At 72.4% G+C, this 816-nt stretch carries 1 protein-coding gene; it reads right to left on the bottom strand.

All coding sequences use genetic code 11. From position 1 onward, the window contains the following. Positions 1–739 (bottom strand): iron-containing alcohol dehydrogenase (locus FV222_RS27925; RefSeq protein ID WP_147816396.1); only part of this gene is annotated, 739 nt, incomplete at its 3' end. Between the last annotated feature and the right edge of the window lie 77 nt (positions 740–816).

Consider the following 816-nt stretch of genomic DNA (forward strand, 5'->3'; position numbering starts at 1 on the left):
CCTCGGCGTCGGGCCGGTCGCGGGCGTCCGGGTCGAGGATCGGCGCGAGCTCGGCGTAGAGCGCCTGCGCCTCAGGCAGGTTGAAGCGCAGCACGCCCATCAGCACCAGCGCGTTCGAGAGCCCGTGCGGCACGTGGAACAGCGCGCCGACCGGGTAGGCCAGCGCGTGCACCGCCGCCACCGGCGCGTTGGCGAAGGCCATGCCGGCGAGCATCGACCCGAGCAGCATGCCCGAGCGCGCCTCGACATCGCCGCCGTCCGCGCAGGCGGTGCGGATGTGGCAGGCGAGCAGGCCGAGCGCCTGCCGGGCGAGGCCGTCGGAGATCGGGTTCTTGCGGTGGCGGCTGGTATAGGCCTCGATCGCATGCACCATCGCGTCGATGCCGGTGGCCGCGGTGACGGCGGCGGGCAGGCCCAGCGTCAGCTCCGGGTCGAGCACCGCCCAGTCGGGCAGCAGGCGCGGGGCGACGACGCCCTTCTTCTCCTGGGTCGGCGTGGTGACGATGGCGATCGGCGTCACCTCCGAGCCGGTCCCGGCGGTGGTCGGCACCAGGATCAGCGGCAGGCGCGCGCCCTTGGCGAGGCCGACGCCGTAGATCGCGTCGAGGGCCTCGTGCGAGCGGGCGAGGTAGGCCACGAGCTTGGCGGTATCGAGCGCCGAGCCGCCGCCGATCGCGAGCACCAGTTCGCTGCCCGACGCCCGCGCGAAGGCGGCCGCCGCCCTGTCTCTAATACACATCAGACGCAGCCCACGACTCCTTACGTCTAGATCTCCGACGTCGCCGTATCATTAAAAAAAAAAGGGGGGGGGGGGGG

Source organism: Methylobacterium sp. WL103 (genome assembly GCF_008039885.1).
GTDB lineage: Bacteria > Pseudomonadota > Alphaproteobacteria > Rhizobiales > Beijerinckiaceae > Methylobacterium > Methylobacterium cerastii.